The following is a 9,404-nucleotide window of genomic DNA, read 5'->3' as shown; positions in this document are numbered from 1 at the left end:
CCCCCCCGTCACCCCGGTGCTGGGTGCACGGGCGAACGGAAGGGGCCCCACCACGGCGTGGCGGGGCCCCTTCCGGTACGGGCGCGGTCAGGCCTCGGCGCCGGCCTCCTGGAGGTTCTTCACCACGTTCGGGTCGACCGGAACGCCCGGGCCCATGGTGGTGGTCAGGGTGACCTTCTTGAGGTACTTGCCCTTGGCCGCGGACGGCTTGGCCCGCAGCACCTCGTCGAGGACGGCGGCGTAGTTGTCGATCAGCTGAGCCTCGGAGAACGAGGCCTTGCCGATGATCAGGTGCAGGTTGGAGTGCTTGTCCACCCGGAAGGTGATCTTGCCGCCCTTGATGTCCGCGACGGCCTTGGTGACGTCCATGGTCACCGTGCCCGTCTTCGGGTTCGGCATCAGGCCGCGCGGGCCCAGGATCCGCGCGATCCGGCCGATCTTGGCCATCTGGTCCGGAGTGGCGATCGCGGCGTCGAAGTCCAGCCAACCACCCTGGATCCGGGCAACGAGCTCGTCGGTGCCCACCTCGTCCGCACCGGCGGCGGCGGCCTCCTCGGCCTTCGCGCCGGCGGCGAACACGATCACGCGGGCGGTCTTACCGGTGCCGTGCGGCAGGTTGACCGTGCCGCGGACCATCTGGTCCGCCTTGCGGGGGTCGACGCCGAGGCGCATCGCGACCTCGACCGTGGCGTCGAACTTGACGTTGGTGGTCTCCTTGGCCAGCTTGACGGCCTCGGCGGGGGTGTAGAGCTTCGACCGGTCGATGACCTCGGCGGCCTTGCGGTAGCTCTTGCTGCGCTGCATTTCTGGTTACTCCTGTGGTCTCTGGCGGGCCGCGGCGTCCGCGAACCCTCCCACGAACTGATCGGAAAGAGCGATGACCGAGGTCAGTCGGTGACGTTCAGGCCCATCGACCGGGCGGTGCCGGCGATGATCTTCTCGGCCTGGTCGACGTCGTTGGCGTTGAGGTCGGCCATCTTCTTCTCGGCGATCTCACGCAGCTGGGCGCGGGTCACGGAGCCCACCTTCTCCTTGTGCGGGACGCCCGAGCCCTTCTGCACACCGGCGGCCTTGATCAGCAGCCGGGCGGCGGGCGGGGTCTTCAGCACGAAGGTGAAGGTCCGGTCCTCGTACACGCTGATCTCGGCGGGGACGATGTCGCCCCGCTGGGACTCGGTCTGCGCGTTGTAGGACTTGCAGAACTCCATGATGTTCACGCCGTGCTGGCCGAGCGCGGGACCGACCGGCGGCGCCGGAGTGGCCTGGCCCGCCGGCAGCTGAAGCGTGAACGTCTTGACGAGCTTCTTCTTCGGAGGCATGTCTCTTCCTGGGGCTTGGAACTGGAATATTCACCGGCCGCGGACGCGCACGGTCAACGCGGTACGACAACGGCGACGTTCTAGCCTAGCGCAACACTCCGCCGCCCGTCCGTCGAGGTCGTCCAGCTTCGCCGCCAGCAGCCGGAACGAGTACGCCGGCGGAGGGCTGCTGCCCACCGCCGGCGACCGGGCGTGTCAGATCTTGGTGACCTGGTTGAAGTTCAGCTCGACCGGAGTCTCCCGGCCGAAGATCGACACCAGCACCTTGAGCTTCTGCTGGTCGGCGTTGATCTCGCTGATCGTCGCCGGCAGCGACGCGAACGCGCCGTCGGTGACAGTGACCGAGTCACCGACCTCGAAGTCGAGAACCCTGACCTCGGGCTTGGCCTTCTTCTCCACGGCCTCGACCGTCGGAGCCAGCCACTTCAGCACCTCGTCCAGACTCAGCGGCGCGGGCCGGTCGGCCCGGTCGGTCGCACCCACGAAGCCGGTGACCCCGGGGGTGTTGCGCACGCAGGAGTAGGACTCGGCGGTCAGCTCCATCCGGACCAGGATGTAGCCGGGGAAGACCTTGGCCTGGACCTGGGACCGCTTGCCGTTCTTGACCTCGACCTCTTCCCGGGTCGGCACCTCGACCTGGTAGATGTAGTCCTCCATGTCGAGGGACGTGATCCGGGTCTCGAGGTTGGTCTTCACCTTGTTCTCGTAACCGGCGTACGAGTGCACCACGTACCAGTCACCGGGCGCGTAGCGCAGCTTCTGGCGCAGTTCGGCGACCGGGTCGTAATCCTCCTCCGGCGCCGGCTCGGTGGCCGGGAACTCCGGCTCGCTGGCGGCCTCGACCGACTCGTCACTGGCCGCCGTCGCCACCGTGGACTGCTCGCCCGTGGTCTCGGCGGTCTCGTCGTACTCAGGCACGCTCGCTCACTTCCGTCACTATCGGCTCAGTCGGCCGGTCAGCTGGGGTTGCCGAAGACCCACAGCACGCCCTTCGCGAACGCGAAGTCAAGCAGGCCCACGATCGTCAGCACCACCGCGACGAACGTCACCACCACGGCCGTGTAGGTCAGCAGTTCCTTGCGGGTCGGCCAGATGACCTTACGCAGCTCGGCGACCACCTCGCGGAAGAAACGCGCGATGCGGGCGAAGAGCCCCACCTTGTCGGTCTCGGTGCGGGTCTTCGGCTTGCTGTCGGCCGCCCGCTCACGGGTCGCGGTACCGCCCCGGGAGACTGGCTCGTCCGCGCCGGTGGCGTCGTCGTCGGCGGCCACCTCGTCAACGATCTCGTCGCCGTCGCGCAGACCGTCGTCGCCGGCGTCCTCGCCGCGCCGCTTGCTGTCGGCCACTTCGCCCTCCGTCGCGGGTATCGGGTCGTACGCCGATGCGGCGTACGCGGCGCTGGTCACGCCGGCCGGACCAACCGTCCCGCGACGGGCCGCGGCCGGCGGACCGGACGAAGGTGCCCCGAATGCCTCGGAGCCACCCCGCCGATGCCACCACCACGGGCCGGACGCCGCCGTATGGCGGCGCGACCCACGGGAACGGTCAGGCCTGAGGCGCAGGGGTGACAGGACTTGAACCTGCAGCCTGCGGTTTTGGAGACCGCTGCTCTGCCAATTGAGCTACACCCCTGTGCGGCGACGCTCGCCCCGCTCGACCTACGCGGCCGGGCAGGGTTCACTTGCCCCACGGCGGACCAGTGTACGGGTAGTGCCCCGACTTTCCCAACCGGTACCGCCCATCACCGCTCAGCGCGGCGTCCTCACCGTCGCCCGGGCCTGCGACAGGACTTTCTCACCACGGCAGGTCGCCGTCACATCGAGCCTGGTCAGGCCCGCCTCGGTGACCTCCTTCACCACGGCGGCGACCTCGATCTCGGTGCCCTCGTCGTCGTCCGGCACCACGACCGGCCGGGTGAACCGCACCCCGAAGTCGACCACCGCATCGGCCGCGCCGGCCCAGGTGGTCACGGCCCGGCCGACCAGCGCCATGGTGAACATCCCGTGGGAGATCACCCCGGGCAGGCCCACCGCGGTGGCGATCCGGTCGCTCCAGTGAATCGGGTTGAAGTCACCCGAGGCACCCGCGTAGCGGACCAGGTCCGCCCGGGTGACCCGGAAGGTCTGGGTGGGCAACTCCATGTCAGGCCTCTCCGCGTACGACGAGCTTGGACCAGACGGCGACCACCGGCTCACCGGCGGCGTCGGTCACCTCGGTGCGGGTGGTCAGGAAGCCGTGCCCGCCCCGGTTGGTGACCTCCTCGATGGTGTTGACGCAGACCAGTTCGTCCCCGGCCACCACCGGTCGGGTATACGCGAAGCGCTGGTCGCCGTGGACGACCCGGCTGTAGTCGACGCCGAGCTCCGGGTCCTCGACGATCTGCCGGCTGGCCGCCATGGTGATCAGCACGGGGAAGGTCGGCGGGGCGACCACGTCCGGATGACCCAGCGCCCGGGCCGCCGCCGGGTCGTGGTGGGCGGGATCGGTGGCGCCGATGGCGGTGGCGAACTCGCGGATCTTTTCTCGGCCCACCTGGTAGGGGGCGGTCGGCGGATAGGTCCGGCCGACGAACGACGGGTCCAGGGACATGCCGCCGAACCTACACGCACAGCACGAACGCCGATCCGTACGGGAGGCGCGGCTGTCGCCACGCCGTCGTACGGATCGGCGTTCGGGTGTTGTCGCGGGACCGGGCCGAGGCCCGACGGTCAGCGGGTCTCGCGGTGGAGCGTGTGCTTGCCCTCCCGGGGGCAGAACTTCTTCAGCTCGATGCGGTCCGGGTCATTGCGGCGGTTCTTGCGCGTGATGTAGTTGCGCTCCTTGCACTCCACACACGCCAAAGTGATCTTCGGCCGGACATCGGTCGCCTTCGCCACGGCGGAGTGCCTTCCTCGCTAACGGGTGACAACTACAGCGCATCAGCCTACGCGGTCAATGCGCGGACATGCAAAGTGGGCGCCCATGGCGCCCGTTTCACCGACCACCGGGATGTGCCCGGAGGACGAGAGTAGCGGTGGCCGGACTTGAACCGGCGACACAGCGATTATGAGCCGCTTGCTCTGCCATCTGAGCTACACCGCCGCAGGCGGGTCCAGCCGGACCCTCTGAGCCCCCTTACGGAATCGAACCGTAGACCTTCTCCTTACCATGGAGACGCTCTGCCGACTGAGCTAAGGGGGCCTACCCGATCACCCCGGAGGGCGTCGCGCAGGAGACACATTACACGGCCTCCGGCCGGGCACGAAATCGACTCCCCTCGTACGGCCTCCGCCCTGGTCAGGGCACCACCCGCAGGCGAGGCAACTCCTCGCCGTGCAGCGTCTCCGGGTCCACCTGGGCACCGAACCACGCCTCCAGTCGCTCGTACGGCAACGGACGGCTGAACAGGAAACCCTGGCCGATCTCACAGCCGATGTCCTGCAGCAACTCCAGCGTCAACTCGCTCTCCACCCCCTCGGCCACCACGGCCAGCCCGAACTGCTGGGAGAGGGTGACCACCGCGTTGACAATCGCCAGGTCGCCGGGGTCGGTCGCCATGCCCTGCACGAACGAGCGGTCCACCTTCACCTCGTGCACCGGCAGTTGGCGCAGGTGGGCCAGGGACGAGTCACCGGTGCCGAAGTCGTCCACCGAGAGCCGTACCCCGAGATCCCGCAGACGGCGCAGGGCGGGGATCGGCCGGTCCGTGCCGTCCAGCACCCCCGACTCCTTGATCTCCAGCGTGAGTCGCTGCGGCGGCACGCCGTACTCGTCGAGCAGTTCCCGGACCCGGGCGGGAAAGTGCTGGTCGGTGAGCGTACGGGCAGAGATGTTGACCGCCACGGCAAGCGCCTGGTCGGCGTTGCCCCAGTCCCGGCTGCGGCGTAACCCCTCGCGGAGCACGACCTCGGTCAGCCGACCCATCTGGCCGGTGTGCTCGGCCACCGGGACGAAGTCGTCCGGAGCGACCGTGCCGTGCGCCGGATGCTCCCACCGGGCCAGGCACTCCACCCCCACCAGCCGGCGGTCCCGCAGGGTCACCTTGGGCTGGAAGTAGACGTCCAAGCCGCCCTCGTCCAGCGCCCGGCGCAGGTCACCGGCGAGCCCCAGCCGGCGCAGCGACCGGGACTCCAGCGCGGGATTGAACAGCTGCACGCTGCCCGGCACCGACTTCGCCGCCGTCGCCGCCAGGTCCACCCGCTGCAACAGCGTCGCCGCGTCGCTGCCGTGCTCCGGATGGACCGCCACGCCGACGGCCGTGTCGACGTCCAGGGTGAGCGCGTCGAAGACCATCTCGTCCCGGATCTGTTCGCGAATCTGCCCGGCCAACTCCAGGGCCGCCTCGGCGCTCTCCAACCGAAGTGTGACCAGGAACTCGTCCCCGCCGGCCCGGCCGACCAGGGCGCCGGCGGGCGCGTACGCGCGCAACCGGTCGGCGACCTCGACCAGGACCTTGTCCCCGGCGGCGTGCCCGAGCGACTCGTTGACCCGCCGCAGCCGATCCACGTCGAACAGCAGCAGCGCCACCACCTCGCCCGGTGCCCTGATCTTGACGGCCTCGTCCAGTGCCGCGGTGATCCGCCGCCGGTTCGGCAGCTTGGTCAACGCATCGTGGTACGCGTCATGCCGCAGCCGGTCGACCAGGCGGGAATTCTCCAGCGCGACCGCCGCGTGCGCGGCGACCGTCTCGAAGACGGGGATGTCGGCGGAGGTGAAGTGGTTGGTGTCGCTGAGCCGGTTGACCACCTCGAGGGTGCCGATCACCGCCTGCCCGGACCGCAGCGGGGCGACGATCAACTCTTTGACGGGGTGGTCACCGACGACGGTCCGCTGGTCGACCTCGGTGCCGAGCCGACGGCCCGCGGTCGCGGTCTCCCCCGTCCGGCGTACCTGTTCCCGGATCTCCATCGGCGCCGGCGCGAAGTCCAGCAGCCCCGGGTCATCGACCCGGGCGGTGAGCAGCACCTCCGGGTGCCGGCCCTGCGGCGGGAGCCAGAGCGTGGCGAACTCCGCCTGCATCAGACCGCGGACCCGGCCGAGCAGAGCGTCGACGAGCGTGCCGTCCTGGCCGCTCTGCGTCATCGCCCGGGTCAGTTCGTACAGGTCACTCAGCGTCCGGTGCTGGCGGAAGAACCGCGAGTACGAGTGATAGACCAGGGTGACCGCGACCGCCACCGCCGCGAGCAGCAGGCTCGCCCACGCGTTGCTCTCCACCACGATCAGGACGACGAGTCCGATGGCGACGTTGACCGCCGGGGCGAGCAGTGTCGGCGCCGCCGCGCGGACCATGTCCCAGCCCGCCTGCCAACCCTGGATCAGACTGATCACTCCGCTGACCGCGGCGAGGGCGAACAGCGTGTAGGTGCCGACCGCCACGAAGAGCGCGCCCCAGGTGACCGGCCCCACCCCGTCGATGGGCGGCAGGGCGAGCAGGACGAGGCTGGCCAACGAACCGGCCGCCCCCGCCTTGGCGATGTTGAACCAGGTCTTCGCGGCGCTGATCCGCCGGCGTAGGTGACCGATCCCCGCCGCGAGGGTCACGACGATGATGACCGACGCCGGTTCGAGATAGTAGAAGACGAGGACCAGCGGAATCTCGGTGAGAGTGACCGAGAACGTTTGCCGCCGTACGACGAAGTGCAGGACCTGGGTCCCGGCGGTGACCGTCGTGACCAGGAGGAGCGCTCCCGGCAGCAGATCGCCTGGGCCCGGTGGCCGGAAGGCGAGAAGCACGGCGCAACAGGCGACGGCAAAAAGGGCCAGCGGGCCGGTGATCAGCCAGGCCGAGTCGGTCGGCCTACGTGCCGGGGGTTGACGCCGAGCCATCCCGCTCCCTCGTAGGCTCGCCCGGGCCGCCCGGGCACGTGTGTACGAGCGGCCCTTCAGGGACGAACGGTCACCTGACGACGGCCTGCGTCACGGCGGCCGTCCAGTCGTAGTCGAGCATCGGCTCGCCGCTGAAGGGAAGAACCCCGAGAGCGAGCGCAGCCAGGGTGAGTGTCGCGAGAGTCGTGCCGAGCAGCCGGCCAAGCCTACGACGACCAGACATCAGTACGCTCCTGTCGGCAGGGGGGGAAGACGATGGAGATTCCACGATGGTGCCACAGGCGCATCGGGCGTGAGAAGTCGTGACGGCCGAGGTCGGACCGCCCGCGCCGGAAGAGCGAACCGTCCGGTTGCCGACAATGGGCCGTGTGGCCAGGTCATTCCCGGCCCGGCCAGCCCTCCCCGGCCCGGGAGAAACGACCAAGGTCGCAAAGGGGTGGTACCGAGCATAGCGGCACGTCTCGCCTGACGGAAGAGTCGACCCACGGAGAGCCATCTGATCGCCACTGGATGACACATCGACCACCATACCGTTCGCTGCCGTCCTGAGTCAGGCCCGCAAGGCCCTCCCGACCACTGCGCCCTCTTCCGCCGGCCGACCAACCCTGCGCCGCGTCAGTCGTCGGCACGACGGGCCGGGCCTCACCGTCAAACCAGGAGCAGAGTCTTACCCAGGCCGTTGCGGGCCTCGATCACGGCATGCGCATCGGAGGCGCGCTCCAGCGGAAAGGTCTGCCCGATGACCGGCCGAACCCGATCCGCCACCGCGTACGACATCATCTGCTCGGCCCACCGCCGCATATGGGGCCCGAACCCGAAGAGCTGCTCGATCCCGATCACCTCCACTCCGCGCTGTCGCGCCTCCTCAGGATCGATCACGGTGGCGGCGCCACTGGAGGCACCATGCATCGAGAAACGACCGCCATCCGTTGTCACCTCGAACGCAGCCCGGCCGATCTCCCCACCGACGCCGTCAACCACCACATCGGGGCCGGCGCCCGCGGTCACCTCGAGCACCTGCTTCGTCCACTCCGGCTCGGAGTAGTCGACGGCGGCATGCGCGCCCAACTCCCGGACCAGGTCGAGCTTCCGGACGCCACGGGCTGCGCCGATGACCCGCGCGCCGGCCAACCGCGCCAGTTGCACCAGCAGGCTGCCGACACCGCCGCCCGCCGCCTCGATCAGCACCCACTCGCCGGGACGGATCCGGGCTTTCTCCACCAGACCCAGCGCAGTACCGCCGTCGGGATACAGGGCGCAGGCCTCGGTCAGGCCCAGCCCATCCGGTACGGGGATGAGGTGCTCCACCTTCACGACCGCCTGCTCGGCGAAACCGCCGGTCTCCCCCGTGTCGGCGATGACACGCTGCCCCAACCAGGCCACATCCACGCCCATGCCAACCGATTTCACCCGACCGGCCACCAAGCCACCCGGCACATACGGCAGTTCCGGCGTGTCATGCCATTTATCCGTACCCCGCCGGATCTGCGTCTCCACGAACGTGATGCCCGCGACGGAAACAGCGACCACGACCTGGCCCTGCCCGGCCACCGGATCCGGCGCCTCGCCTGGCACCAGCACCTCCGGATCCCCGAAACGCGTTACCTGCACTACCCGCATGTCAATCCTCTCCTGCACCGACCGGCCCCTTGCCTGATGGCCCCGACACAATCCTTGAACTTGAACCGAAGTTGAGGTCAAGCGTTGTGGGCCTCGGGGCTCCACCCGACCGCGAGCCTCGTCCTCACGGCGGCCATGGTGATCACGATCGCAGCCGGAACGGTCGCAGGCCGCGACCAAGCGCGCATGTAGATACGGAAGCTCCCCTCCACCACAGCTCGTGGATAGCCGGAAACCGAGCATGCGCCGGTTCAGCCGGACCTCCGCAGGATCAACGCCGAAAGTTCCTGATCAGGATTCCTGCTGGTCAGGAACCCTTGGTGCACCTGATGGCGGGGAGAGGTCTCGAACCTCCGCAGCTTTCGCGACGGATTTGCGGGAGGGCCGCCCACCATCTGCCCGCGGACGGAGGACCGCCCGATACCGCTGCTCAACGATCGACAACTCCACCAGCGCCAATCCCGACCTCCCCAGCCCGCGATGACCGCAACCATCACGCGATGAAGGAAACCGATATCGATCATGTCAAGCATCTAGTGCCCCGTCATGCAGCCTTGAACGGGTAATCCGGGTGGCGGATCTTGGAGTCGGCGGCGAATCCGGATTTCGGTCGGGCTCGCTGGTTGCGCCAGCGGATGTAGTCGCCGATGGCGGCATCCT

General features: G+C 69.1%; 10 protein-coding genes, 3 tRNA genes and 1 pseudogene. All 14 read right to left on the bottom strand.

The genetic code is table 11. The features are described 5' to 3' along the window. Window positions 1-87: 87 nt before the first annotated feature. Window positions 88-804 carry a 50S ribosomal protein L1 gene (rplA, locus tag E1182_RS26550; RefSeq protein WP_132270282.1) on the bottom strand — a complete coding sequence of 239 codons (717 nt, stop codon included), beginning with the start codon at window positions 802-804 and terminating at the stop codon, window positions 88-90. A gap of 83 nt (window positions 805-887) precedes the next feature. Then, entirely contained in the window at window positions 888-1,319 is a 432-nt protein-coding gene (gene rplK / locus E1182_RS26545) for a 50S ribosomal protein L11 (RefSeq protein WP_132270280.1), read from the bottom strand. A 195-nt stretch (window positions 1,320-1,514) separates the two neighbouring features. Next, window positions 1,515-2,237, bottom strand: a complete 723-nt coding sequence (gene nusG / locus E1182_RS26540; protein WP_132270278.1) for a transcription termination/antitermination protein NusG — start codon at window positions 2,235-2,237, stop codon at window positions 1,515-1,517. 38 nt (window positions 2,238-2,275) lie between these two features. Then, window positions 2,276-2,665 carry a preprotein translocase subunit SecE gene (secE, locus tag E1182_RS26535; RefSeq protein ID WP_132270275.1) on the bottom strand — a complete coding sequence of 130 codons (390 nt, stop codon included), beginning with the start codon at window positions 2,663-2,665 and terminating at the stop codon, window positions 2,276-2,278. 213 nt (window positions 2,666-2,878) lie between these two features. Further along, window positions 2,879-2,951, bottom strand: a tRNA-Trp gene (locus E1182_RS26530). A gap of 116 nt (window positions 2,952-3,067) precedes the next feature. Continuing rightward, a complete protein-coding gene (locus E1182_RS26525) occupies window positions 3,068-3,460 on the bottom strand; it encodes a MaoC/PaaZ C-terminal domain-containing protein (RefSeq protein WP_132270272.1) in 393 nt (130 codons plus the stop codon). A gap of 1 nt (window position 3,461) precedes the next feature. After that, entirely contained in the window at window positions 3,462-3,908 is a 447-nt protein-coding gene (locus tag E1182_RS26520; RefSeq protein WP_132270270.1) for a MaoC family dehydratase N-terminal domain-containing protein, read from the bottom strand. A gap of 119 nt (window positions 3,909-4,027) precedes the next feature. Further along, window positions 4,028-4,195, bottom strand: coding sequence for a 50S ribosomal protein L33 (gene rpmG, locus E1182_RS26515; protein WP_132270267.1), 168 nt, complete (start codon window positions 4,193-4,195; stop codon window positions 4,028-4,030). A 132-nt stretch (window positions 4,196-4,327) separates the two neighbouring features. Next, a tRNA-Met gene (locus E1182_RS26510) sits at window positions 4,328-4,400 on the bottom strand. Between the two features lie 26 nt (window positions 4,401-4,426). Beyond that, window positions 4,427-4,499: transfer RNA gene (locus E1182_RS26505), tRNA-Thr, on the bottom strand. Window positions 4,500-4,595: 96 nt separating this feature from the next. Then, window positions 4,596-7,124: a bifunctional diguanylate cyclase/phosphodiesterase gene (locus E1182_RS26500; protein ID WP_132270265.1), complete on the bottom strand. Its 2,529-nt coding sequence runs from the start codon at window positions 7,122-7,124 to the stop codon at window positions 4,596-4,598. A gap of 70 nt (window positions 7,125-7,194) precedes the next feature. Further along, the gene (locus E1182_RS31315; protein WP_165942728.1) at window positions 7,195-7,347 is read right to left on the bottom strand and encodes a hypothetical protein; all 153 of its coding nucleotides are present in this window, start codon (window positions 7,345-7,347) and stop codon (window positions 7,195-7,197) included. A 425-nt stretch (window positions 7,348-7,772) separates the two neighbouring features. After that, window positions 7,773-8,762 (bottom strand): zinc-binding dehydrogenase, encoded by a 990-nt coding sequence (locus E1182_RS26495; protein ID WP_243706431.1) that lies wholly within the window; start codon window positions 8,760-8,762, stop codon window positions 7,773-7,775. Window positions 8,763-9,288: 526 nt separating this feature from the next. Next, window positions 9,289-9,404, bottom strand: a pseudogene (locus E1182_RS33095) (IS630 family transposase); the annotation flags it as partial.

The sequence above is a fragment of the Micromonospora sp. KC721 genome, assembly GCF_004348355.1.
GTDB lineage: Bacteria > Actinomycetota > Actinomycetes > Mycobacteriales > Micromonosporaceae > Micromonospora.
Note: the sequence above shows the minus strand (reverse complement) of the source record. Positions and strands in the feature narration are given on the sequence as shown.

Coding starts and splice junctions, on each gene's coding strand:
- rplA (WP_132270282.1), bottom strand. CDS start 804: ATGCAGCGCAGCAAGAGCTACCGCAAGGCCGCCGAGGTCATCGACCGG.
- rplK (WP_132270280.1), bottom strand. CDS start 1,319: ATGCCTCCGAAGAAGAAGCTCGTCAAGACGTTCACGCTTCAGCTGCCG.
- E1182_RS26525 (WP_132270272.1), bottom strand. CDS start 3,460: ATGGAGTTGCCCACCCAGACCTTCCGGGTCACCCGGGCGGACCTGGTC.
- E1182_RS26520 (WP_132270270.1), bottom strand. CDS start 3,908: ATGTCCCTGGACCCGTCGTTCGTCGGCCGGACCTATCCGCCGACCGCC.
- E1182_RS26500 (WP_132270265.1), bottom strand. CDS start 7,124: ATGGCTCGGCGTCAACCCCCGGCACGTAGGCCGACCGACTCGGCCTGG.
- E1182_RS31315 (WP_165942728.1), bottom strand. CDS start 7,347: ATGTCTGGTCGTCGTAGGCTTGGCCGGCTGCTCGGCACGACTCTCGCG.